Source organism: Pseudoalteromonas sp. Z9A6 (assembly GCF_011378805.1).
In the GTDB taxonomy this organism is placed as follows: Bacteria; Pseudomonadota; Gammaproteobacteria; order Enterobacterales; family Alteromonadaceae; genus Pseudoalteromonas; species Pseudoalteromonas distincta.
The window spans coordinates 125284-150448 of the sequence record NZ_WTKZ01000005.1 but is presented as its reverse complement, the minus strand read 5'-3'; the positions used below and the strand labels follow the sequence as shown (position 1 = coordinate 150448).

Sequence of the window (25165 nt, the reverse complement as noted above, 5' to 3'; positions counted from 1 at the left end):
TGTGAGTGATGTGATTGAAATTTAATAATTATTTTTGGGGATCCCTTAGCCATTGCTCTCAGCTGATGAAGTTGAAAACTTAACAATACGAAGAGGCACGTTAACCGAAGCCGAACGTGAAGTAATGAAACGTCATATGGATGTAACTAAAAATATTTTAGATGCCCTGCCGTTCCCTAAACACTTAAACAATGTGACTGAATATGCTTTAGGTCATCATGATAAACTTGACGGTACTGGTTATCCAAGAGGTTTAACCAAAGAGCAAATGTCGGTGCCTGCAAGGTTAATGGCTATTACGGATATTTTTGAAGCGCTATCTGCGGTAGACAGGCCCTACAAAAAAGCAAAACCGGTCAGTGAGTGTTTATTTATTTTAGGCTCAATGGTTGCTAAAAACCATCTTGATGCTGACATTTTTGCTATTTTTATTGAGTCGCAAGTCTATAAAAATTATATCAATGAATATGCTAACCCAGAGCAGCTAGATGAGGTAGATTTTGATAACTTACCCGGTTACACACCTATAAGTTAGCACCTATAAAGCCATGCCTTTATTCAAAATACGCTTATTACAGCCTATACCTATCCAAACAAAAAAATGCCACCTTACGGTGGCATTTACACACGGGGTTATTTCTACTTATAGAAATCCTTTTACTTTTTATTTGTTTTTTTATGTTGTTTTATTAACAAAAAATATGGCTCCAAAGGTAGCATTTAGTGCTTTGGGTAGCAACAGTAAAAGGTAAAGTTCATATATCTGCCATATTAACGTCATAAAAGAGCGCGAAGTAAATTCGCGCTCGTATACTTAACTGCCGTTATATTTTAATACACACGTATTTTTCTTCTAGGTACTCATCCAGCCCTTGATGCCCACCTTCTCGGCCCAAACCAGATTGTTTAACGCCACCGAAAGGCGCTACTGGGTTTGATATAACACCTTCATTTACACCTACCATACCAAATTCAAGCCCTTCACTAATTCGGTAAATTTGCTTAATATTTTGGCTGTAAAAGTAGGCTGCTAGACCAAATGGTACATCGTTAGCAAGTGCAAGCACTTCACTTTCTTCATCAAAAGGAATAACCGTTAATACTGGACCAAATACTTCTTCGTGGTAAATATCCATCTCTGTCGTTACGTTGTTTACTATTAATGGGTTTTGAAAGCTGCCACCTAAGTCACTATTATCGCCAATCAACGTAGCACCTTTATCGAGTGCGTCTTGTACTAACTGTTGTACTTTCTCTTTGGCTTTAGGGTAAATGAGTGGGCCAATATCAACATCGTCTTCAAAACCATTTGCCACTTTTAACGCTGCAACCTTAGGCGTGATTTTTGACAGTACTTTGTCGAGAATATTACGTTGTATAAAAATACGGTTTGCAGCAACACATGCCTGCCCACTGTTTCTAAATTTAGCCGCCATTAGCCCTTCAACAGCTTCATCTAAGTCGGCATTATCAAAAATAATAAAAGGTGCATTACCGCCAAGCTCCATCGAGGTGCGCTTAATTGTGTCTGCACATTGCGATAGCAACTGCTTACCTACACCGGTAGAACCGGTAAATGTAAACTTACGCACAACTTCTGAGTCAGTCAGCATTTTACCTACTGTTTTGGCATCTTGAGAAACCAGTACATTAAATGCACCTTTAACAAAACCAGCTTGATCAGCTAAGTAAGCAAGTGCGATAGCACAAAGTGGCGTGTGTTCAGAAGGTTTGAGTATAAAGCTACAGCCCGCAGCGTAGGCTGGCGCTACTTTACGAGTAACCATAGCAATAGGAAAGTTCCACGGCGTTATACCAGCTACAACACCGACAGGCTGCTTAAAACTAGTTAAACGATGCGAGTCATCTGTTGGCGGAATTACATCTCCGTAACTACGTTTGGCTTCTTCTGCAAACCATTTGATAAAACCTGCACCATAATCAATCTCACCAAGGGATTCTTTGAGTGGTTTGCCTTGCTCTTTAGTCATCAGCTCTGCAAGTGTTTGCTTGTGCTTTATTACTAGCTCATACCAGCGCATCAAGGTTTCGCTTCGCTCAGTGGCATTCGTCGTTTTTAACTTAACAAAAGCCCCTTGAGCTGCGGTTATTGCGCTATTTACACCCTGCTCGTCAATATCGCTTACTTCAACAATACTTTTTTCGGTAGCGGGATCGTTAACGCTAAAGCGCGTATCGGTTTTATAAAATTCGCCGTTAATAAATGAGTCTGAGAAAATAAGATTACTCAAAATAAACCTCCAAAATTACGTTTTAAGGTGTTAGCTTTTAATGCGTGGCATAGAGCCAAGGCTAACATTTTAGGATCTTTGCTCACGTGAGAAGCGCTGCTTCTATATTTATAAACTAGAGTTAAAACACATAACGCCAGCAAGCTTTGCTTGCCTGCAAAATAACTTACGAGCTTTGCTTGTCACGCCTACAATTCACAAACAAAAAAGCCGCTGTATCAAACAGCGGCTTTTAATATATATATCGTTAAAAACTAGTGCTCTTCATTAACGATATTGAGATTGTACTTAGGTATTTCAACCACTAGGTCTTCATCTCTTATAATTGCTTGGCAACCAAGGCGTGACTCAGGCTCTAAGCCCCATGCTTTATCTAGCATGTCGTCTTCTAGCTCATCACTTTCTTCAAGTGAGTCAAATCCTTCACGAATCACTAAGTGACACGTAGTACATGCACAAGACTTTTCACAAGCATGCGCAATGCTAATACCATTTTTAAGCGCAGCGTCGAGTACCGTTTGACCTGTAGGAGCTTCAATTGCAGCGCCGTCAGGACATAATTCAGGATGTGGAAGAAAAACAATTTGTGGCATTCTAATCTCTCTTAAATGTTGTCTACTGACTGCCCTGTAAGGGCCTTTTTAATTGATGCATCCATTCTACGCGATGCAAAGTCGCTACTCGCATTATCGACTTTTTCGATAGCTGCTTTAATTTCGCCAGGCTCTTGTGCATTTTCGCGCACTTTTACCAGTTCTGCAATTTCAGCGCGTAAGTTAGCTAGTTGCATATCGTCAAGTAATGCACCATCGGCTTCAAGTGATGCGTTAAGCGCTTCTATTACGCGCAACGCTTCTACTTGTTGCTCTTTAAGCATACGCGCTTGCATGTCGCCTTTAGCGTTGCTCATTGATTCTTTTAGCATGTTAGCTACTTGGTCATCAGATAAACCAAACGAAGGCTTAACTTGAATCTCAGCTTGTACACCTGTTGATTTTTCCATAGCTGAAACACTCAATAGGCCATCAGCATCAACTTTAAAGGTTACACGAATATGCGCAGCGCCTGCCGCCATTGGTGGAATACCTTTTAAGCTAAACTTAGCAAGCGATCGACAATCATCAACAAGCTCACGCTCACCTTGCAGCACATGTAATGACATGGCTGTTTGACCGTCTTTAAACGTTGTAAATTCTTGTGCGCGTGCTACCGGAATCGTTGTATTACGCGGAATGATTTTTTCAACCAAACCACCCATCGTTTCAAGGCCTAGCGATAACGGCAATACATCAAGCAATAACATGTCAGAATCGGGCTTATTGCCAATTAACACGTCGGCTTGAAGCGCGGCACCTAAGGCTACAACACGATCAGGATCGATTGAAGTTAGCGGCTCTTTATCAAAAAAGCTTTGTACTTGGCTACGTACCAATGGCATACGGGTTGAACCGCCTACCATAATAACTTGCAGCACTTCTTCATTTTCAATGCCAGCATCTTTTACAGCACGACGACACGAGCGCAGCGTTTTTTTAATTAGTGGCATAGCCATTTCATCAAACGTTTCGCGCGTTACTTCAACGGTGTATTTTTGATCGTCAAACTCAAGGCCCACGTTTACTTTAGCGTATTGGCTTAATGCTTCTTTACACGCTTTTGCTTTATTGATAAATAAACGTAAAACTGAAGGTGATAATGCTGACACACCTGTTTGCTGCTTAAAGTAATCAACAAGGAGCGAATCAAAGTCATCGCCGCCGAGGCTAGAGTCGCCACCGGTTGCCATTACTTCAAATACACCTTGGTGTAATCTAAGTACTGATATATCGAACGTACCACCGCCTAAATCATAAACAGCAATAATACCTTCTTGACCTGAATCTAAACCATAAGCAACCGCTGCTGCTGTTGGTTCATTTAATAAACGTAGTACGTTAATACCCGCAAGCTCTGCGGCATCTTTAGTACTTTGGCGCTGCGCGTCATCAAAGTACGCTGGTACTGTGATTACAGCCCCTAAAATTTCTTGGTTACCAAAACTTTGCTCAGCTCGTGCTTTTAATGCAGCTAAAATATGGCTTGATGCTTTAATTGGACTAATTTTACCTGCCGCAGTTTCTATTGCTAGCGCACCGTTGTGCTCACAAAATTCATACGGTAGTTGCCCATAACTTTGCTCTATTTCAGCCTGAGTTTTACCTAAAAAACGCTTAACCGAAATAAGTGTGTTAGCAGGGTCTTGCGTTGCTACTTGTGCAGCTTCTGCGCCAACAGTAATACCGCCTGCTTGATAACGAACAACCGACGGTAACATAGCCGCGCCAAGATCATCAGTTAACGTGCGGGCTTCGCCACTTTGCACTGTTGCAACTAATGAATTAGTTGTACCAAGGTCAATACCAATTGCTAGTTTATGTTCGTGTGGTGCCGCGCTTTGCCCCGGCTCAGCAATTTGCAATAATGCCATAATGCTCTTTAAACTCGTGTTGCTCGCTTTGCAGCAAGTAATTAATCGTCAAATAAACTGTCTTCGATACGCTCTAGTTCTTCACGTAACTTATAAACAAACTTCAGTTTACGAATATTATCTGCGGCAAGTTGATATTGCTGCTCATCGTTACTTGCTAATTGCTCAGCAAGTTGTGCACTGTATTGCGCGTTTAATTGCTTAATTTGTTTTTCAAAATTTGCAATGGCGGTATCAGGATCGCTAGCTGATGTTAGCTCTTCAAGTTCTTCGCGAAGTTCCATTTGCTGCATTAAAAACATTGGATCTTGCAAGGTTTGCTGCTCTGCACGAATATCAACGCCTAGCTCGCTCAACATATATTCAGCACGTTTTACTGGGTGCTTTAATGTTTGTAGCGCATCGTTAATTTCGGCGGTGCTTTGCACAGCCATTAACTTATCGCGGCTGCTCGCATTCGCGTGGCGATCGGGATGTACAGTACGCTGTAATTCCAAGTAGTGCTTGTTAACCGTTGCTAAATCAATATTGTAATCAACGGGGACTGCAAATAATTCAAAGTAACGCATAACTTCAACCAATAATATTCAGAAATAACAAAGCCCTACATTAACTGGCAGGGCTTATTTATACTACAAAGATATTTAAAGCTTAAACGGTAAAGCTTTCGCCACAACCACACTCATCTGCTTGATTCGGGTTATTAAATTTAAACCCTTCATTTAAGCCTTCTTTAGTGTAGTCGAGCTCTGTGCCATCGATGTAAACTAAGCTTTTAGCGTCAACAATTAATGTGACACCTTTAGCCGCAAAAGTTTCATCGTCTTCGTTTAAATCGTCAACAAACTCAAGTACATAAGCAAGACCTGAACAGCCCGTCGTTTTAATGCCAACGCGCAGGCCTAAACCTTTACCGCGGTTTGCTAAAAATGATTGTACGCGGTTTGCTGCCGCATCTGTCAATGTCACTGCCATGAGTTTCTCTTCTTACTTCGCTTGTTTGCTTTTGTAGTCTGCAATTGCTGCTTGAATTGCGTCTTCGGCTAAAATTGAACAGTGAATTTTCACTGGTGGCAACTCAAGCTCTGCACTGATATCAGTGTTTTTAATTGTAGCTGCTTCGTCTAGCGTTTTGCCTTTAACCCACTCTGTTACAAGTGAAGATGAAGCAATTGCGCTACCACAACCGTAGGTTTTGAATTTTGCATCTTCAATAACGCCAGTGGCAGATACTTTAATTTGCAGTTTCATTACGTCACCACATGCTGGTGCGCCTACCATACCCGTTGCCACTGACGGATCGTTCTTATCTAGAGTACCTACGTTACGTGGGTTTTCTACGTGGTCGATTACTTTATCACTATAAGCCATTATTCTATCCTCATTACCTGCTAGGGTATGTGCTCACACTATTAGTGGTGAGCCCATTCAACTGAATCTAAATCAATACCTTCTTGATGCATCTCCCAAAGTGGAGACATCTCACGTAGGCGACCGATAGAGTTTTTCATTAATTCGACGGTGTAATCAATCTCTTCTTCGGTAGTAAAGCGACCAATACTAAAACGAATTGAGCTATGTGCTAATTCGTCGTTACGGCCAAGTGCACGTAATACATAAGAAGGCTCTAAGCTTGCAGATGTACAGGCTGAACCTGACGATACTGCAATGTCTTTTACTGCCATAAGTAACGACTCACCTTCAACAAAGTTAAAGCTGATGTTTACAATACCCGGTACTGATTGGTCTTGTGTGCCGTTAAAGTATACTTCGTCCATATCAGCCATAATGCCGTCGATTAAACGATTACGTAAGGCGCTGATGTGTGCGTGATCTTTTTCGAAATCTTGCTTAGCAATTTTAAACGCAGTACCCATACCCACTAATTGGTGAGTTGCTAGTGTACCAGAGCGCATACCGCGTTCATGTCCGCCACCGTGCATTTGCGCTTCAAGGCGAGCACGTGGTTTACGACGAACGTAAAGTGCACCAACACCTTTAGGGCCATACACTTTATGTGCAGAGAACGACATAAAATCAACTTTAAGCTGTTGCACGTCGATTAATACTTTGCCCGCGCTTTGCGCTGCATCTACGTGGAACATAATTTTACGTTCGCGACACATTTCGCCAATAGTCGCGATATCTTGAATCACACCTAGCTCGTTATTAACGTGCATGATGCTTACAAGTACTGTGTCGTCACGCATTGTGTCGGCAAGTTTTTGTAAATCAAGTAGGCCGTTTTCTTCAACGTCCATGTAAGTTACTTCAAAACCTTGGCGCTCAAGCTCACGACATGTGTCGATTACAGCTTTATGCTCAGTTTTAGCGGTAATAACGTGCTTACCTTTTTTCTTGTAAAACTGTGCTGCACCTTTAATAGCAAGGTTATTTGATTCTGTTGCACCCGATGTGAAAACAATTTCACGTGGGTCTGCATTAATTAAATCAGCAATATCTGTACGCGCTTGGTCAACAGCTTCTTCTGCTTGCCAACCAAAACGATGTGAGCGTGACGCAGGATTACCAAACTTACCGTCCATTGTCAGGCACTGCATCATTTCTTTAGCAACACGTTCGTCAACAGGCGTGGTCGCTGCGTAATCTAAATAAATCGGTAACTTCATTTCTCTCTCCGCTGCAGGTCAACCTTAAAGTTGACAGCTTACTTGAATGTTTTCCAACTGCTTAATTGCATTATTGATACTGTTATCTTGGCGCGATGCTATTTCTTTCACATCTGATTTTTCCACCAATTCAGCAAGGGTAATATTATTCAAAAATTCTTCTATGCGTGCGCTTAAGTCTGACCACAAATTATGTGTTAAACAACGCATACCACTCTGACAGCCGGTATCGGCACCTTGGCAACGTGTTGCATCGACCGATTCGTCTACGGCGCTAATAATATCGCCAACAGAGATAACGCCCGCTTCACGCCCTAGTAAATAACCACCACCAGGTCCACGAACAGAACTTACTAGGCCATTTTTACGTAAACGAGCAAATAATTGTTCAAGGTAAGACAAAGAAATTTCTTGTCTTTGTGAAATATCAGCAAGGGCTACAGGACCTACACCTGTGTGTAGTGCAACATCCAGCATAGCTGTAACGGCATATCTGCCTTTTGATGTTAACTTCATAACGCCCCCTGCACAAAAGAGTGCAAATTTTAATTACCAGAGTAAATTAGTCAAGTATTATCACTTGATAAAAATTTGATTTATAAACTCTTACTTTTTAAATTGTAGAGTTAACAAACTTTCAATACTTGACCTCTTTGGTCAAGTATTACAGCCATTGTAATTACCTGAGTATTTTAGTCAAGTATTAGCTAGTTATTTACCTATTGGTTTTTATAACTAATAGCTATACCTAAGTTACTTAGGGATAGCCTTATTAATTGAGGTGAGAATACCGCGTAAAATATTCATTTCGGCATCTTCAGGGTGAGCTCGGTTAAACAAACGGCGTAATTTAGTCATAACTAAACCAGGGTGTTGTTTGATGATAAAACCTGTTTTGAAAAGTGTATCTTCAAGGTGATCATAAAACAGCTCTGTTTGCTTTGAGCTTGGGTAAACAGCATCGTCTTCTTCAACCTTTTTAGGTTGTTGATTTAAAAATGCCATACGCGTTTCGTAGCTAAGTGTTTGTACGGCCATTGCTAAATTAAGCGAGCTGTATTCTGGATTAGCAGGAATACATACATGGTAATTACAAAGCTGTAATTCTTCGTTAGTTAAGCCGCTGTTTTCACGACCAAATACTAGCGCTACAGGGCCATTTACCGCTTCAGCAACGAGTTTTTCACCACATTCACGTGGTTCAACCATTGGCCACGAAAGCGTACGAGAACGCGCACTTGTGCCAATCGTTAATGTGCAGTCAGCGATAGCTTCTTCAACGGTACCTACAATAACTGCATTGCCTAAAACATCAGTTGCGCCTGCAGCTAATGCACTTGCTTGGCTGTCTATTTCGCAAGCAGGATCAACTAAATAAAGTTTTGATAAACCCATGGTTTTCATGGCGCGAGCCGCCGAACCAATATTGCCCGAATGTGACGTGTTAACTAAAACAATGCGAATATCATCTAAGATCATTACTGTGCTACTTTGCTATGCCAAAAAATTGCGCAAATTCTAACATGAAAGTGCAATAAGATCCTAGATTCAAAAGGCTAGATCCTAAGATCTAGCCCAATATAACAATTCTTTCATCGATAAGTGTCGCTGCAAGCAAAGTATGGTTTCAGCGACAGAAATTGTCGCTGAAAGCAAAGTATACTTTCAATTTGTCAGACTATGCTTACTTTATGTCAAAGTATGCTTTCAGCGACAGAAATTCTAGGGATATACCACCAATTTGTTTTGATGTTTAAACCATTGCCGCTTTTACATAAACATCAAAACGGTTCTTTTTGGTTTTGATCTGCATACTTGGGGTTTTTTCGTTTAAAAATGGGGCGTAATCGGGGCGCTTTACTACTACACGCTTACTGGCGAGTGGGTAGGCGAATTCGAGTAAATCGTCAGCGTCGGTATCTGCACCAACAAGCTCTTGAAATACACGCATTTCTTTTTTAACTAATGCTGATTTTTCGCGGTGCGGGAACATAGGATCTAAATAAACCACATCGGGCATGCTTTCACACTGCGATAGTAGGGTATGGCTTGAACCAAATATTAGGCTCATATTTTCTTTCATCCACAAACCAATTTCAATATCGCTATAGGCTCGCTTTAAACCATCGTATAAAAGTGCAGCTACAACCGGGTGACGTTCATGTAATATAACTTTGCACCCTAGCGAGGCAAGTACAAAACCATCTCGCCCTAAGCCTGCGGTAGCATCAAGTACAACAGGCGTTGCGCCTTTATTTAAACCCACCGCTTTGGCAATTGCTTGCCCTTTACCACCGCCAAACTTACGCCTATGGGCGGCAGCACCGGTTACAAAATCAACGTTAATTGCACCTAGTTTAGGCTCGTCGGTTTTAAATAGACTTAACCCTTTATCATCGTAATGTAAGCTAAAGCCACTACAATTTTGCGCCCATTGGGCTAAACCAAAGCGTGTTTCTAATTCATTTAAATAAGGGCGTAACTCTTTAAAAGCACACTGAATAACCACAATAAACTCCGACGATAAAATACGCCTGTAGTATATCAACCGCTTTACTTTAAAGCACTAAAATAGCTCTATATCACTATGATGATTCGTATTGACCTTTGCGGCTTCCCCTTTAGTACGTAAATTGGATATAAGTTCATTGCGGCTTTCGGCAACTTGTTTAAGCTGATATTTGATAAAGGCTAAATCACTATTAGCCGATACAAATAACTGCATTGTTTGATCCAATTGAGATATATATAAAGTGAGATCCGCAGGATTTGCTTGTGTTTGTTGTAGCTTAATAGCGCAGTCAAGTTCATGTAGCTGCTCTATAAACTCTTTAGTACTTTTGTTTTGCTCTACATTTTGAGTAGTTAACTGCTTAACAATATCTTGAAGGGCTGTACTTATTTGAGCTGCCTGCTCATAACTGCTTTCGCTTCTTTCCATGGTAACAACCTTCTCGTTGGTTACTTCTAATATATGCGGGAACAGATCTTTGTAGCGCCCATACAAAGCATCGTTATCAACTGGCATATTTTTTATCAAAAGGGACACTTTGGGATAATTAATGATAGTGCTGCTACCAATATCAACAAATCGTTGAGCATTTCGATGTTGCTCAAGCAGCTCTTGTTCTAACGGGCAAACACCACTTTGCTGGCTGTAAAAAATACCTTTTCCTTGATACCAAAACACAACCACAACATCTAAATTTAAAGGAGCAAAAAAGGTAAAAAAGTATTCACTCAACGATTGAAAGTTATTAGCGTGATAACTTTGTCCAACGTAGCGCATTATACGCCCCATATCGCCTGACTCTGTCATTGCCATTTCAGCTGTTTTATTCGCTTTGACTATATCCAGTTTTAGTTTTGCGCATTTTTGCCTATATTCGTAAAGTACCTTTATTCGCGCTATTAACTCTTCTGCATTAAAAGGTTTTGTAATGTAATCAGATGCGCCGACGCTGTAACCTTTTACCCGATCGCTTAGCTCTATTTTAGATGAGAGAAACATAACGGGAATATCCTGAGTATTTTGACTTTGCTTTATTGTTTTACATACGTCATAACCTGACATACCTGGCATTTCAATATCGAGTAAAATAATATCTGGGTTGTATTTATTGGTTAGCCTTAATCCTTCATCGCCATCTTTTGCATGAATTATTTTACAAAACCCTGCTAAAGACTCTTCAATTATATGATGAACATACTTGTCGTCATCAATTGCCAATACCAACTTTGCCATGCCTTAGTCCATTTTATTAGGTGTGCTAAAAGCATAGTACGGTAGGATGAAATTACTAAAAATTATTAGATAATAATTTTAAAATAATAAAAAAGCGCCATTAAGGCGCTTTAATTTGATTTGTGCTAAATATTAATTTTTAAACAGCAATACCGCTATGGCGTAGTAACGCGTCGACATTTGGCTCACGACCACGGAACTTTTTAAATAATTCCATTGGCTCTTCACTGCCGCCTTTTTCTAAAATATTTTGCATGAAGGCTTGCCCTGTTTCAGCGTTAAAAATACCTTCTTCTTCAAATTTAGAAAATGCATCAGCAGAAAGTACTTCAGCCCATTTATACGAATAGTAACCTGCACTATAACCGCCGGCAAAAATATGACTAAAACCATTTTGAAAACGGTTAAACTCAGGCGGTTTAACGATTGATGTGCGGCTACGTACATCGTTTAGTACTGCTTGAATTTGGCATTGCTCACCCACTTTGTAATCGTTATGGATTTTAAAGTCGAATAACGAAAACTCAATTTGACGTAGCATTTGTACGCCTGAGTTATAGTTTTTAGCAGCAAGTAACTTATCAAGTAACTCTTTAGGTAACGGCTCACCCGTTTCATAATGACCTGAAATAAAGCTCAGGGCTTCTTCGTCATAACACCAGTTCTCTAAAAACTGACTAGGAAGCTCTACCGCATCCCATGCAACACCATTAATACCCGCAACAGGAGCTGCATCAACTTGTGTCAACATGTGGTGAATACCATGACCAAACTCATGAAATAAAGTAGTTACTTCGTCATGAGTAAACAGCGCCGGTTTATCGCCAACCGCCTTATTAAAGTTACACACTAAATAAGCCACTGGAGTTTGTAGTTCGCCGTTAGCACGTACTTTACGACCCATACAGTCATCCATCCACGCACCACCACGTTTGTGGTCGCGTGCATATAAATCTAGATAAAAGCGCCCACGAAGCGTATTGCTACTATCTACAATTTCAAAAAAGCGCACATCTTTATGATAAGTATCAAAATCAGTAACTTCTTTTACGCTAATACCAAATAAGCGATTAACGGTTTCGAATAATCCACTTAATACTTTATTTGCAGGGAAGTAAGGACGTAGTACTTCGTCTGAAATTGCATACTTTTCTTGCTTAAGCTTTTCGCTGTAGTAACCAAAATCCCATGCTTCTAATTCAGAAATACCGTGTTTTTGTTCAGCATACGCTTTTAGCTCGGCCACTTCTTGCTCTGCTTGTGGTTTTGATTTAGCCGCTAGGTCTTCTAAAAATGAGAATACTTGTTCTGGTGACTCTGCCATTTTAGTCGCGAGTGACTTTTCAGCGTAGCTGTTGAATCCTAGTAACTGTGCAAGTTCATGACGAAGCGCAAGCTCCTCTCTCATAATATCTGAGTTATCAAACTCACCGGCGTTAGGGCCTTGATCTGATGCGCGCGTAGAAAACGCAGTGTAGGTTTCCCTGCGTAGTTCGCGGTTATCTGCGTAAGCCATTATTGGTAAATATGATGGAAAATCGAGTGTAAATAACCAGCCATCTAATTCTTTACTTTTTGCGGTGTCGGCTGCAAGTGCAAGAGCTGATTCTGGCAAGCCAGCTAAGTCGCTCTCATCAGTAATATGCTTGTGCCACGCTAAAGTCGCATCCATTACATTGTTGCCAAATTTTGAGGCAAGCTCAGATAAACGTGCGCTTATTTCACCATAGCGTTTTTGTTGTTCTGGCGCTAAAGCAATACCCGATAATTTAAAATCACGCAGCGCATTAGTAATTGTTTTCTGCTGTGCTGTAGTCAGCGTTTTAAATTCGTCGCTGTTATAAAGCGTATTATACGCGTTGTATAAACCTTGATGCTGACCTACAAATGTTGAATATTCAGATATTAACGGTAAGCACTGCTCGTAAGCTTCACGTAATTCGTCGTTATTCATTACTGAATTTAAATGCGATACAGGGGAAAACATGCGCGATAATTTATCGTCAGCTTCTTCAAGGGGTAATACTAAGTCATCCCACGTGTACGAACCTTTAGCTAACACGTCATCAATGGCTTTACGACAAAGCTCAATACCGTCTTTTAGTGCGGGTACTACATACTCAGGCTTTATTTTTGAAAATGGTGGTAAGCCTTCAAGGCCAATTAATGGGTTGCTCATAAATACTCTCTTTGCGTTAATGCATTACGTTTTAAATTGGGTCTAAAAGTAAAAAAACAACTCAACTGCTTTTAAGTTGTGTAATTTTAATAGGGTTGCTCCAGAGCAAAACACAAATAACCCATTAATGAGTCAGCCACTTTATAACGCTCTAGTACCGTATCAACTAAATTATTGCTACATACTTGCTTTTGAGTCAGCGGGCTAATAGCTATAAAGTCTTTTCGCTTGAGCTCATTTATTAATGGGTGCTCTTTTTCAAAACCTCTTGGTGGGCGTTTTAGCGACTCTCCTGACATTTCAAAAATAGATTTAAATTGCTCATCATAAATTGCTTTTTTATAGCTATTTGGGTTTTCATCTATGCAGGTTCTAATTGCATTAAGCGCCTTTGATTCTGGTCGCCAAATACCAGCACCTACAAAACATTCGTCATTTGCTAAGTGAAAATAAAAACCAGGGGCATGTACGTCTTTTCCCATAAAATGGCGAAATTGAATTCCTACATTAATTTTATATGGGGTTTTATCTTTACTAAAACGCGCGTCTTTATGGATTCTCATTAAACTACCGCCGACTTTTTTATCTGATGCGACAAAATGGCTAGAAACCTCAGCAAGTGGTGCTTGCATTTGCCTAATGAAATCTAAAGCGGGCTCTCTTACGTATTCCTCATACTGTGATTTATGGTCGTTAAACCAGTCTCTATTATTGTTTTGATCAAGCAGAGCAAGAAATTCGAATGTTTTTTTACTAAACATAGGTCACCTAAACACTCTTTATTTTTAAAACTTAATGTTATGCTAATGCGCATAAAACTCAACGCCTAAGGACATAAAATGACACAACACTTTGATTATATTGCAATCGGTGGTGGCAGTGGTGGTATTGCCTCTGCAAATAGAGCGGCAATGCGTGGCGCTAAAGTAGCACTTATAGAAGCAAAACACATGGGCGGCACGTGTGTAAACGTGGGCTGTGTACCTAAAAAAGTAATGTGGCACGGTGCTCAGGTTGCTGAAGCAATTAATTTATATGCCCCAGATTACGGCTTTAATGTTGAAGTTAAAGGCTTTGATTGGAGCAAGTTAGTAGAAAGCCGTGAAGCCTATATAGGCCGAATTCATAAAGGTTATGACAGTGGCCTTGCTAGCAATGGCGTTACTGTAATCAAAGGCTTTGCTAAATTTGTAGATAATAAAACAGTTGAAGTAAACGGCAAGCACTACACAGCCGACCATATATTAATTGCAGTAGGTGGACGCCCAAGCATTCCGCATATTGAAGGTGCTGAACACGGTATCGATTCAAATGGCTTTTTTGAGCTAAAAGAGCAACCTAAGCGCGTTGCAGTAATAGGCGCAGGCTACATAGCCGTTGAGCTTGCTGGTGTATTACATGGTTTAGGTACTGAAACACATTTATTTGTTCGTAAGCATTCTCCACTTCGTAACTTTGACCCATACATAGTTGAAACCCTTGTTGATGTTATGGCTGCCGAAGGCCCTACTCTTCATACAGAATCTGTACCTCATAAATTAGTTAAAGAAGATGATGGCTCTGTAACGCTACATTTAGATAATGGTAAAACTCATAACGTTGACCAAGTAATTTGGGCCATTGGCCGCCAGCCAACAACAGATGCAATTAATGTAGCTGCTGCCGACGTAGAAGTTAACAGCGATGGTTTTGTTAAAGTTGATGAGTTTCAAAATACCACAGCTAAAAACGTTTATGCTGTTGGTGATATTATCGAAAACGGTATTGAACTTACGCCTGTAGCAGTTAAAGCAGGGCGTACTTTATCAGAACGCTTATTTAATAAAGAACTACCTGATGATTTAAAAATGGATTACAGCCTAGTTCCTACTGTTGTATTTAGTCACCCACCAATTGGTACTATTGGCCTTACTGAACAAGAAGCTATTTCTCAATACGGCGAAGAAAACGTTAAGATTTACCAATCTGGTTTTACAGCTATGTACACAGCGGTAACTAAACATCGCCAACCTTGTAAAATGAAGCTTGTATGTGCCGGCCCAGACGAAAAAGTAGTTGGCCTACATGGTATTGGTTTTGCGGTTGATGAAATGATTCAAGGTTTTGCAGTTGCCATGAAAATGGGCGCTACTAAAGCTGATTTTGATGCCGTTGTTGCGATTCACCCAACAGGTTCTGAAGAGTTTGTTACTATGCGCTAGGCGCTAAACTCTAAGCGCTCAATTATAAAAAGCCCTTGTTAAGTAATTAGTAAGGGCTTTTTAATGCTTGTTATATTTTGCACAATAAACCACTTAAAACGTCACATTAAAAACATCGATTCAACATTAAAAAAACATCTAAGCCATTATTTTAAAAGCAAAAATTTTAGACCAATAAAAAGGTTAAAAGTTTAAATTTTGTTTTGGCTTTAAAGCATTTTAACGATTAGAATCCCGCGCATTTATAGTTTCTCTTGGTTATTTATGTTTTTACTGCGATCTTTTATTTATTTATTATGCCTAGCGGGTGTTGCTCATTTAATTCAACTTGAAGGGTTTGAATTAAAACAGGATGCACTTTACAGTGAAGAAACTCTTACCGAACATATGCAAGATGTTTTAACTTTTTTAAGCTGTATTTTATTTTTTTACGCTTCGCGAATTAACTTTCAACTCAAAATACCGGCTGTATTACTAGCTGCGTTATCGGCAATGATGTTTGTGAGAGAGTTTGATACCTACCTCGACTTATACTTTTTTGATGGCGCTTGGCAAAGTATCGTCTATTCAATTTTAGCTGGCGTGTTTGTTTATTTAATAACAAACAGAGGAAGTATTTTTAACGCTTTAAAAGCCTATAGCCTCACTCCTAGTTATGGAATTTGCTTATCAGGCATGGTTACTTTACTCGCATTTTCGCGAATGATGGGCAAAGGCGCATTTTGGCATTCAGTAATGGGTGATGACTATGTACGTGCGGTAAAAAACATTGTTGAAGAAGGTATAGAAACGCTTGGCTATACTTTGATTTTTATTTCAGCCATTGAGCTTGTACTCATATGCCGAAAAAGAATGGCTAAAAATCACAAGCATTGCACTGATCAAGTAACTCAATAACGTAGCTAAATTTTTTATTGGTTACTTTTTTTACACTAAATTTGCTAATTGGTTTAATAAATCAATATACTGAGCCTGTTTTTATCAACTCACGTTTAATTGGATACCATGACTAAAGATATATTGCTGCATCCGTTTCTTCTTTCAATTGTAATGATCACAATTGCATTTGTACTAAAAGTGCTTGTTGATAAGCTTGCTAAAAGTCGCGCAGAAAAAAAAGAAAAAGACATCCGTTACATCGCACACAATATTAAGCACTTTATTAATTTTGTAATGATGATATCGCTGCTATTTGTGTGGTCGACCGAAATTCAAAACTTTGCACTTTCTATTGCTGCTTTTGCCGTGGCGATTGTACTTGCAACGCGTGAGTTTATTCAGTGTGTAATAGGCTTTTTTTACCTCGTAACAACTCGCCCGTTTAGAGTGGGTGATTGGATACAAGTAGGTGATTACTTTGGTGAAGTAGCTGAAACGGATTGGATAAAAACAACCATGCATGAAATTGATATACATACTTATCAATTTTCAAGAAAAACCATATACATACCTAATAATAAGCTGATTACCAGCTCTATTAAAAACTTAAATTTTGTAAAACGCTTTGTTACACATCATTTTATTATTGTCCGAAGAGAGAGCTTTAACCCTTACCCTATTCACGACACACTCACTGAGCAAGCTAAACTGTACTGCGAAGAGTTTCAAGAAGTAGCAAGCCGTTATAATTCGATGATTGAGCGTAAACTTGATGCAAAAATATCTGGCCCAGAGCCGGTAATTCACTTTGGTACAACCGATTTAGGTGAATTTAAAGCAAGCTTTACCTTGTTTTGCCCGACAGAAAAAGCGCTTGAGATAGAGCACAAATTAACAGAGTGCTTTTTTGCGTTATGGTACAAAGAGGCTGAAAAAAATAAAGAAGGTGAAGGAGAGGCATAAACCTCGCCTACACAAAGTAAAAATACAAATCGTAGGTGCGAATTTATTTCGCGCTCTATTTCTAAGTCTGTATTTAAAAAGCGAGGTATAAAACCTCACCTACCCAAAGTAAGAATGCAAATCGTAGGTGCGAATTTATTTCGCGCCCTATTGCGTGAGCGTATATTTAAAAGGCGAGGTGTAAAACCTCACCTACAATAAACATCAAGCACGTAGGTAGGAATTCACTTCGCGCTTGAGTAATATTTAAGCTGTACCACCGACCGTTAACTGATCAATTTTAAGGCTTGGTTGGCCTACGCCTACCGGTACGCTTTGACCATCTTTACCACAAACACCAACACCTTTATCAAGTGCTAAGTCGTTACCAACCATAGATATTTGCTGCATTACTTCTGGTCCATTACCAATAAGCGTTGCGCCTTTAATTGGTTGGGTAATTTTACCATTTTCGATTAAATACGCTTCTGATGCGCTAAATACAAACTTACCTGAGGTTATATCAACTTGTCCGCCGCCAAAGTTAGGCGCGAATACCCCTTTTTTAACTGAGCTTATAATATCTGCTTGACTGTGCTCACCACCTAACATGTAGGTGTTAGTCATGCGAGGCATTGGTAAATGCGCATAAGACTCACGACGTGCGTTACCGGTAGGATTTACACCCATTAAACGCGCGTTTAGCTTATCTTGCATATAGCCTTTTAAAATACCGTTTTCGATAAGTACGTTGTAAGCGGCTGGTGTGCCTTCATCATCAACATTAAGTGACCCACGGCGATCAGCCATGGTGCCATCATCAACAACAGTACACAGCTCAGATGCTACTTTTTGGCCCACTTTACCACTAAACGCAGACGCGCCTTTGCGGTTAAAGTCGCCTTCAAGTCCATGCCCTACTGCTTCGTGTAAAAGCACGCCAGGCCAACCATTACCAAGTACAACTTCCATCGTGCCTGCAGGTGCATCAATAGCTTCAAGGTTTACTTTAGCTTGGCGTACAGCTTCTTCAGCAAATTCCATCCAACGTGGTTTACCATCAACAAGCTCTTTAAAGTAACCATAATCTAAACGTGCACCACCACCTGCGCCACCGCGTTCACGGCGACCATTTTTTTCAAGCAGCACTGAGCAGTTTAAACGAATAAGCGGGCGAATATCGGTGGCAAACGTACCATCACTTGCTGCGATTAATACTTCTTCGTATACCGCCGACATTGAACTAATTACTTGCTCTGCATCGGGTGCTAGTTCACGAATATAGTTTTCAAGTTCGCGTAATAAACTCACCTTGTCGGTATCGCTCATACTCGAAATTGGCTGATGCGCTGCAAACTGCTCTTTAGCTTTAACATCACTAAATACTTTAATCGCTCTATCTTCGCCAGCATCTGCGATGCTACGAGCCGCTGTAGCCGCTTTATTAAGTGCTTCAAGATTTATTGCATCAGAGTAAGAAAAACCTGTTTTTTCGCCGCTTACAGCACGTACACCAACGCCACGTTCAACGTTATAAGAGCCTTCTTTAACTAAGCCGTCTTCAAGCACCCATGATTCGTGGTGGCTTGATTGAAAATATAAATCGGCGTAATCCACTTTATGCTGATGTATGTAAGCGAGCGTTTTTTCGAGCTCTTCTCTATTTAGCTGGCTGTCTTGTAGTAAATGCTGTTCAACCGAATTCATAATAAATGCTCTCTAAATCGTTGATGAGATTGCACGGGCATATCTCGTCTAATTTTTTGTAACTGGTCTAAATCTGCGTTGCAGCTTATAAAACCGGTGCCTGTTGGCAATTCACTCAGGGTATTGCCCCAAGGCGAAATAATAATACTGTGGCCATATGTTTGTCGGCCATTTTCATGTGTACCGTACTGAGCTGCTGCAACTACATAACATTGTGTTTCTATTGCGCGAGCTGCTAATAGCGGTTGCCAATGCGCTTGCCCTGTAGGGACTGTAAAAGCACTGGGTACTAAAATAATATCGGCGCCTTGGCGTACTAGTTCGTTAAATAAGCCACTAAAGCGCAGATCATAACATACTGTTAAGCCAATTTTACCAAAGGGAGAATCAACAACCACTACATCGCGACCTGCTTGGGTAAAATCTGACTCTCGATAGCTACCTGTTTTATCATCAACGGTTACATCAAATAAATGTATTTTGTTATACGTTGCAACCAGCTCGCCTTGATTATTATATAAGTGCGATGCTGCGTAATACTTATGTTCGTTAAATGGCTCAGGCATTGTGCCTGCATTTAACCAAATATTATGGTGTTGGCACAATTCACTAAGTTGTAATTTGTATTGATCAACTTGCTTAGCAACACGTAACGTATCGTTACCACTTTTACTAAACACTAAAAAAGCTTCTGGCAAGCAAACAAGTAATGGTCTTGTTGCTGGCAGAGTTTTAAGTGCGCGCTTTAAGCTTGCTATGTTGTCATCAGGGTTTAGCCCTGAACACATTTGTAGGGCAACTATTGTGGGTGTGCTTATGCTTGCTGTTTTGTTCATTGCGTTACTGTTACTTGTGCATCTTTAAGTTTTAAATCGACTGATGCTTGTGGCTGATTTTGCGCAGCTTGAGGTAGTGTAACTTCACGACTTTTTCTGTCGAGTTCTTGAACAATAGGATCGTTCATTTTACCCGTTACTTTAAAATTGATCTCTGAGATGACGCGCGCAGAATGAATAACTTTATCAAGTGCTAAAGCAGCAAGCCCTGTTACTGGATTAACCATCCATGCCACTATAACCGGAATGCTTGAGGTTACTTGTGGCGCTACAGCAAGGTCGTAATCTATATCTAGCGTATTTAAATTTGCGTAGCCTTTAATAGTTAAATCGGCAGGCACACCATCCATTTTAGTATCTTTAGTGTAAGCGATACCGTTTTCTAACTGCATAGAGCCTTGCATGCTGTTATAAAAAAAGCCCTTTGAAAATACATCTCTAAAATCAAGTTTCAGTTTACGTACGAGTGAATCAAGGCTCAACAGCGAAAATACGCGTGCACCACCATCACTGATTTCAGTTAAGTGACCTTCCCCTAAATCCCAAGTAACTTCACCACTTAAAGTTTTCACATCAAAGTCATAAGGTGCAGCTTGCCAAGTAAGATCATAATTTAGATCAGCTTTAGAATCCTTAATTGCAGAGGTAATATCAAACTCGCCAAACAACGCGCCTATATCATCACTTTTAAGCTCACCACTTAGCGTTGTTAAACCATTTTGCCACTGCCCTTTAGTGCGCAGTACATGATCTCCTTTATCGATTACAAGTTCTGATATCGATAAGCGCTCGCCATCACCTAATAATGACGCACTCACTTTATCAAGCTGGTAGCGATCAATTTTACAGTCACTACATTCAAACTCAATGGCAGGTATTTTGGTAAGCCAGCTCAAGTCTTCCTCAGGAAGTACATCTGTTATTTCAATTAATTGTTCGCTAGGCTGTGCAAAATTAAGCCTTAAGTAATCGGCATTAATTCGTATAGGCATGCTCGGTTGTGATGTAGGAATAAAAACGCCCGCTCTAAGTTCTTTAGCATTTAGCTTTAGGTATAAATCGTCTTTTGATGGTGCTAAACGCATTTCAAAATCATTAAAGATGATGTTACTCGCATCAAGCATACCTATATTTGCGACCACTTCATTAAGCGGTGGCATAATCCCTTTTGATTTTTTATCTGGGTTTGATTTACCTGCTTTAATTATTTGATCAATCAGATCAAACCAAGGCACTAATTCACTCTGCTCAAGATTTATATTTACGCTTAAATCTTTTTGGTTTAATCCTAAATCTTGTTTTCCGAGCACAAAATGGACATTACTAAACTGTGATTTTCCATTTTCTAAAATAGCATTAAAGTAAAACTGTTGATTAGCGTTTGCTGTAATGAGATTAGAAATATCATCACCTTGTACTACAGCATCAAGCGCCCACACTTGTTCGCTATTTTTATTATAAGGTGCGGGTAAGTTACTCGTTAAGCCAAGTAGTTCTGAGTTTACCTGTGCACGATAATTAAAGCCTTGTTCGGTAAAATTAAGTACTAAACCAATATCAACATCGCTTTGCCCGTTTAAATAATTTTTTAATATACCTTGTCCACTGTCAATTAATGTATCGGCGTCAATTTTGGCGTTTATATCTATGTTTGCTTGATAATTTTTAGCATCACTTTTACTGCTGTAATTAATGTTTAGCGGCATGCCCAACCACTTCGCAGTCGCATTTTTAAGTGTGATGTTGTCGTTTGTAAAATTAAGTTCGCCAGTTAAGTTTTTAAGCTCAATACCTGGCGTTGCTATAAATACTGGCAAATCATTTAAATTAACTTTGCCGCTAACACTGGCTCCGCCTTTAAACTTAGAGCCTACTAAAAGCTCAATACTGGCATCGGCTTCGCCTTTGCCCTGTACAACGTTAAAAATTTCAGCAAGAGGTTTGGCAATAGGTGTCGCTGCAAAAAAGTCATGTAACTTTTCCATCTCTGCTTTTTTATCAATTTGCACAATAAGTTCATCAGCATTCATTAAATCTGCAATGCTCACCTGTACACTATTACCAATATCTAAATTAACCAACTTGCCTTGCTGGCTATATATGTCCATCCGCTCATTAGCAAAATGTAGCTGTACATTAGCATTAGTGACCGCAGGCCAATCAGGGTCAAACTCATAGGTTGCATTGTCTATTTGTGCTAATACATCAAACTGGCCACTACCATCAGTAAATGGGAAACCAGACAAAGGCCCTGCAAATAAGACCTGTGCTTTAGATACTTCTCCGCCTTTAATTGCACCATTTAAATAGCTAACAAGTTCAGGGCTCATCGCTTTTAATGGGAAGTAATGACCTGCAATATTGGCATCTGGAGCGAATGCTTCTGCGTAAAGATCTAATCGAGGATCATCTGTTAGACTAATTTGTAATTCTGCAGCAAGAGTAACTTCATCATTATCAAACCAGATATTGTCACTACTTATATGCCAGCCATCATCTCGCTTAGCTAAATCTAGCTCTACATTTAGCTGATTATAATTTATGTCGTTACTAAAGCTTTCGCCTGTAACTAATGTGCCATTTTCACCAAATAAATTTATTCGACCAGTACTTTGGGTAAGTAAACCATTTACTCTAAGTCCTTGCGCTGCAGGTACCGATCTTAATTCTTGCCAGCCAATATTGTTAGCCTCAAACCATAATTGCCATTGCTGTGCATTAGAAAAACTTAAATAAGCTTGATCTATTTGCCCACTAGGTTGGCGTTCTAAAAATGGTTCAAGTGCATTAAAATTACTTAGCCCGGCTAGGTTACTCAGTAATTCAAAATCAACTTGATGCAGCCACACTTTATTCTGCAGCCCTAGTTGGGCTTCAAACTCTAAACTTGGCCATGTTTTATCGTTACTATTAAATGTTAAACCGGTGCTTTTTAAGTGCCAGCTATTTTGTTCTGGATATAGATGGAATCCACCTTCACTCAAACTAACTTGGTGGCTTTGCTCTTCCCGCTGCCAGCGTACAAAGCTTGGTAACCACTGCATTTTCACATCGCTTACAAAACCTTTATCTAGTTTTAGCCATGCTTGTAAATTAATATCGCTATGTAGTTGTTGTTTTTGCGTATTTATATATTGCGCTAACCAGTTAGATACATCGACCTTATTAGCCTGTACATAAATGTCGCCCGCAACCTGCTCTAGAGTATCCCCGGTAAGTGCTATGCGCGCGTCAAAGTCTCCGACCGAAATACCCGGCAGTGCTAAGCTTCCACTACCAAGGTGCTGCTCATCTTCATTTTGCCAAACAATGTTTTGAAGTAGTAATTTACGTTCTTTACCATCTTCTAAAATAAAGTTAATACTGGAATTTTCTATTGCAAAATGACCCGTTTTACCCAAAAACAGTTCTTCAATTAGCTCTTTTTGCTCAAAAGAAACTTCGTCGTTGTCACCGGTTTTAAATAAGTTGGTGATATTTACACTGGTATGAAAACCATTAATAACAAAATAATTAGATCTAAGTTGCAGTGCTTTTAAGCTTTCCCATAGGTTTAGCTCTAAGCTGGTTTTAGCAATGGTGAGTGATATTGGTGCGGTTTCGTTATCTTTAAACGATAAATTTTCTAGCACTAATGCAGGACCACTGCCCTGCCAACTAGCTGATATTTCACCGATAGATAAGCTTATTTCAAACTTTTCGTGTAAATAGCTTTCTATGTCACCTTTGTATTCGTTTGCATACGGGAGGGTATATTTTAAAATTGAAACAATAACGGCCAGTAATACCAAAATTATGGCGCAGGTCTGCCATAACTTTCTAAAACAAAAAAAACAGACCGCTTTTGCTTTCATTACATCATTACCACATCAAACTGTTCTTGGCTGTATAAGCTCTCTGTTTGAATATTGACTTGCTTACCAATAAATAGTTCAAGCTCAGCAAGGTTATGATACTCATCGTTTAGTAGGGCCTCACTTACCGCAGGCGCTGCATACACCATAAACTTGTCCGCTGCGTATGCTCGGTTAACACGCACTATTTCACGTAGTATTTCGTAGCAAACCGTTTCAACTGTTTTTTGTGAACCACGACCGGAACATGCTGGGCATACATCACATAAAATATGCTCTAAGCTTTCGCGTGTACGTTTACGCGTCATTTCAACAAGGCCAAGCGCTGAAAGCCCGTTAATATTCGTTTTAGTGCGATCTTTTGCAAGGGCTGATTCAAGTGAATGAAGCACCCGCCTTTTATGATCCTCACTTACCATATCGATAAAGTCGATAATGATAATACCGCCTAAGTTACGCAGCCTGAGCTGGCGGGCAATTGCAGAGGTTGCTTCTACGTTGGTATTAAAAATCGTTTCTTCTAAATTACGATGCCCTACAAATGCGCCAGTATTAACATCAACAGTCGTCATTGCTTCTGTTTGGTCAATAATTATATAACCACCCGATTTTAGCGTAACTTTACGATGTAGTGCTTTTTGAATTTCGTTTTCAACGTCAAACAAGTCAAATATAGGCCGCTCGCCTGGGTAGTATTCAAGCACTTGAGAAAGCTGTGGAACAAACTCTTCAGTAAATAACTTTAGTTCTTCATAGCTGAGTTTAGAGTCAACGCGAATGCGCTCCATATCTTCGCCTACGTAGTCACGCAGGGTTCTAAAGGCAAGCGTTAAATCTTCGTGTAGGATACTGGCTTTACTCGTTTTTCTACGACGTGATGTTATTTTTTCCCATAATTTTCTTAAAAAGCCAGCATCGTGTCGTAATTCAGCTTCGCTAGCACCTTCAGCAGCTGTACGTACGATAAAGCTGCCATTTTCATCGCCATATTCTGCGACTATTTTTTTAAGACGTGAGCGCTCTTCTTCAGTTTCTATACGCTGACTAACCCCTACATGGGTCGCATCAGGCATAAACACTAAATAGCGAGAAGGAATAGTTATATCAGTGGTGAGCCTTGCGCCTTTAGTGCCTAGCGGATCTTTTACCACTTGCACCATAATGTATTGGCCTTGACGAACTAACTCTCTAATATCTTGTACTTTTTTTATTGGTACGTCGTCTACGCCTTCAACAATAGAGGCACTATTTACAATATCGGATGCATGCAAAAATGCAGCCTTTTCAAGGCCGATATCAACAAAAGCAGCCTGCATACCAGGGAGTACGCGGCTAATTTTTCCCAAGTAAATATTGCCTACAATACCTAGATTACCGATTCGCTCTAGCTGTATTTCTTGCAGTACACCGTTTTCTATTAGGGCAACACGGCTTTCGCTCGGTGTGACATTGATCAGTAATTCTGTACTCATG

20 protein-coding genes and 1 pseudogene are annotated in these 25165 nt (G+C 39.9%); 4 read left to right on the top strand and 17 right to left on the bottom strand.

What is annotated here, in order from left to right; translation table 11 throughout:
• Nucleotides 1-49: 49 nt before the first annotated feature.
• Nucleotides 50-535: pseudogene (locus GQR53_RS03570) on the top strand (HD domain-containing phosphohydrolase); the annotation flags it as partial.
• Between the two features lie 289 nt (nucleotides 536-824).
• On the opposite strand, the gene GQR53_RS03565 reads toward GQR53_RS03570, so the two are convergent.
• From GQR53_RS03565 to GQR53_RS03505, 13 genes are all read right to left on the bottom strand, one after another.
• Nucleotides 825-2252 (bottom strand): NAD-dependent succinate-semialdehyde dehydrogenase, encoded by a 1428-nt coding sequence (locus GQR53_RS03565; protein WP_165742889.1) that lies wholly within the window; start codon nucleotides 2250-2252, stop codon nucleotides 825-827.
• A gap of 254 nt (nucleotides 2253-2506) precedes the next feature.
• The gene (fdx, locus tag GQR53_RS03560; protein ID WP_002958430.1) at nucleotides 2507-2845 is read right to left on the bottom strand and encodes an ISC system 2Fe-2S type ferredoxin; all 339 of its coding nucleotides are present in this window, start codon (nucleotides 2843-2845) and stop codon (nucleotides 2507-2509) included.
• 11 nt (nucleotides 2846-2856) lie between these two features.
• Nucleotides 2857-4719, bottom strand: coding sequence for a Fe-S protein assembly chaperone HscA (gene hscA / locus GQR53_RS03555; RefSeq protein ID WP_165742888.1), 1863 nt, complete (start codon nucleotides 4717-4719; stop codon nucleotides 2857-2859).
• Between the two features lie 41 nt (nucleotides 4720-4760).
• The gene (gene hscB / locus GQR53_RS03550) at nucleotides 4761-5288 is read right to left on the bottom strand and encodes a co-chaperone HscB (protein ID WP_002958428.1); all 528 of its coding nucleotides are present in this window, start codon (nucleotides 5286-5288) and stop codon (nucleotides 4761-4763) included.
• 82 nt (nucleotides 5289-5370) lie between these two features.
• Nucleotides 5371-5694, bottom strand: coding sequence for an iron-sulfur cluster assembly protein IscA (gene iscA, locus GQR53_RS03545; RefSeq protein WP_002958427.1), 324 nt, complete (start codon nucleotides 5692-5694; stop codon nucleotides 5371-5373).
• A 12-nt stretch (nucleotides 5695-5706) separates the two neighbouring features.
• On the bottom strand, nucleotides 5707-6090 hold the full coding sequence (gene iscU / locus GQR53_RS03540; protein WP_002958426.1) for a Fe-S cluster assembly scaffold IscU: 384 nt from the start codon (nucleotides 6088-6090) through the stop codon (nucleotides 5707-5709).
• Between the two features lie 41 nt (nucleotides 6091-6131).
• A complete protein-coding gene (locus GQR53_RS03535; protein ID WP_002958425.1) occupies nucleotides 6132-7349 on the bottom strand; it encodes an IscS subfamily cysteine desulfurase in 1218 nt (405 codons plus the stop codon).
• 24 nt (nucleotides 7350-7373) lie between these two features.
• Nucleotides 7374-7865: a Fe-S cluster assembly transcriptional regulator IscR gene (gene iscR / locus GQR53_RS03530; protein WP_002958424.1), complete on the bottom strand. Its 492-nt coding sequence runs from the start codon at nucleotides 7863-7865 to the stop codon at nucleotides 7374-7376.
• A 237-nt stretch (nucleotides 7866-8102) separates the two neighbouring features.
• The gene (gene trmJ, locus GQR53_RS03525; protein WP_024589846.1) at nucleotides 8103-8828 is read right to left on the bottom strand and encodes a tRNA (cytosine(32)/uridine(32)-2'-O)-methyltransferase TrmJ; all 726 of its coding nucleotides are present in this window, start codon (nucleotides 8826-8828) and stop codon (nucleotides 8103-8105) included.
• 274 nt (nucleotides 8829-9102) lie between these two features.
• Complete coding sequence (locus GQR53_RS03520; protein ID WP_154903981.1) at nucleotides 9103-9858, bottom strand: class I SAM-dependent methyltransferase; 756 nt, start codon at nucleotides 9856-9858, stop codon at nucleotides 9103-9105.
• A 57-nt stretch (nucleotides 9859-9915) separates the two neighbouring features.
• Nucleotides 9916-11094: a response regulator gene (locus tag GQR53_RS03515; protein ID WP_165742887.1), complete on the bottom strand. Its 1179-nt coding sequence runs from the start codon at nucleotides 11092-11094 to the stop codon at nucleotides 9916-9918.
• 139 nt (nucleotides 11095-11233) lie between these two features.
• On the bottom strand, nucleotides 11234-13273 hold the full coding sequence (prlC, locus tag GQR53_RS03510; RefSeq protein ID WP_165742886.1) for an oligopeptidase A: 2040 nt from the start codon (nucleotides 13271-13273) through the stop codon (nucleotides 11234-11236).
• A gap of 86 nt (nucleotides 13274-13359) precedes the next feature.
• Entirely contained in the window at nucleotides 13360-14034 is a 675-nt protein-coding gene (locus GQR53_RS03505; protein WP_165742885.1) for a DUF2461 domain-containing protein, read from the bottom strand.
• Between the two features lie 78 nt (nucleotides 14035-14112).
• Here GQR53_RS03505 and gorA point away from each other — a divergent pair, with 78 nt between their 5' ends.
• The 3 genes from gorA (at nucleotide 14113) to GQR53_RS03490 (ending at nucleotide 17316) form a co-directional block, all read left to right on the top strand.
• The gene (gene gorA, locus GQR53_RS03500) at nucleotides 14113-15474 is read left to right on the top strand and encodes a glutathione-disulfide reductase (protein WP_165742884.1); all 1362 of its coding nucleotides are present in this window, start codon (nucleotides 14113-14115) and stop codon (nucleotides 15472-15474) included.
• Between the two features lie 264 nt (nucleotides 15475-15738).
• Nucleotides 15739-16371 carry a hypothetical protein gene (locus tag GQR53_RS03495; protein ID WP_165742883.1) on the top strand — a complete coding sequence of 211 codons (633 nt, stop codon included), beginning with the start codon at nucleotides 15739-15741 and terminating at the stop codon, nucleotides 16369-16371.
• A gap of 108 nt (nucleotides 16372-16479) precedes the next feature.
• Nucleotides 16480-17316, top strand: a complete 837-nt coding sequence (locus GQR53_RS03490) for a mechanosensitive ion channel family protein (RefSeq protein ID WP_024597410.1) — start codon at nucleotides 16480-16482, stop codon at nucleotides 17314-17316.
• Between the two features lie 246 nt (nucleotides 17317-17562).
• Here the strand turns inward: GQR53_RS03490 and tldD are convergent, their stop codons facing one another.
• The 4 genes from tldD to rng are packed head-to-tail and all read right to left on the bottom strand — an operon-like array spanning nucleotide 17563 to nucleotide 25164.
• Nucleotides 17563-19002 carry a metalloprotease TldD gene (tldD, locus tag GQR53_RS03485; RefSeq protein ID WP_024597409.1) on the bottom strand — a complete coding sequence of 480 codons (1440 nt, stop codon included), beginning with the start codon at nucleotides 19000-19002 and terminating at the stop codon, nucleotides 17563-17565.
• Nucleotides 18999-19838: a carbon-nitrogen hydrolase family protein gene (locus GQR53_RS03480; protein ID WP_024597408.1), complete on the bottom strand. Its 840-nt coding sequence runs from the start codon at nucleotides 19836-19838 to the stop codon at nucleotides 18999-19001. Before GQR53_RS03480 ends, tldD begins: the two co-directional genes overlap by 4 nt.
• A complete protein-coding gene (locus tag GQR53_RS03475; protein ID WP_165742882.1) occupies nucleotides 19835-23692 on the bottom strand; it encodes a YhdP family protein in 3858 nt (1285 codons plus the stop codon). Before GQR53_RS03475 ends, GQR53_RS03480 begins: the two co-directional genes overlap by 4 nt.
• Entirely contained in the window at nucleotides 23692-25164 is a 1473-nt protein-coding gene (gene rng / locus GQR53_RS03470) for a ribonuclease G (protein ID WP_002958405.1), read from the bottom strand. Before rng ends, GQR53_RS03475 begins: the two co-directional genes overlap by 1 nt.
• Between the last annotated feature and the right edge of the window lies 1 nt (nucleotide 25165).